Raw genomic sequence first — 423 nt, 5'->3', positions numbered from 1 at the left:
GTTCGATATAGTCCGGCTGCCACCAGTCCGAGTCCGAACTTGGTGTCACTGGAATAATGTGGGCCGCCTATCACACTGAAATCAAACTTTTTATTCTTTTTTTCCTTATTGGCGTCATTGAAGTAATCAAGAAACTTTTTAAAGAAACTGCGCTTTGCCGGAATGGAATCTTCCATGGTTGCAGATATAGAATCCTCCGGCAGTTCAATTTTAGTAGAATGCAGCTGTGCGCCCAACGGGGTTTGTGTCAACAACAAAAGCGCGAATATGATTAGCCTGTTCTGTCTAGTATTCATAATCATAAGAAGTAGAAAACTTTGCGGACAAAGTTAGTTTCAAACTTCCTATAAAAACAGATATTCAGGCGCTTTTGTTGTTCCGGATTTCCTTTTTAACGTTTTAAAAGTCTTATAAACTCGTCTA

Annotated in this window: 1 pseudogene; it reads right to left on the bottom strand. The window is 39.5% G+C overall.

The features are described 5' to 3' along the window. Positions 1-302, bottom strand: a pseudogene (locus AB5935_RS26150) (hypothetical protein); the annotation flags it as partial. Positions 303-423 lie beyond the last annotated feature (121 nt).

Source organism: Phocaeicola sp. RTP21198st1_B8_RTP21198_201120 (assembly GCF_040929485.1).
In the GTDB taxonomy this organism is placed as follows: domain Bacteria; phylum Bacteroidota; class Bacteroidia; order Bacteroidales; family Bacteroidaceae; genus Phocaeicola; species Phocaeicola dorei.
Note: the sequence above shows the minus strand (reverse complement) of the source record. Positions and strands in the feature narration are given on the sequence as shown.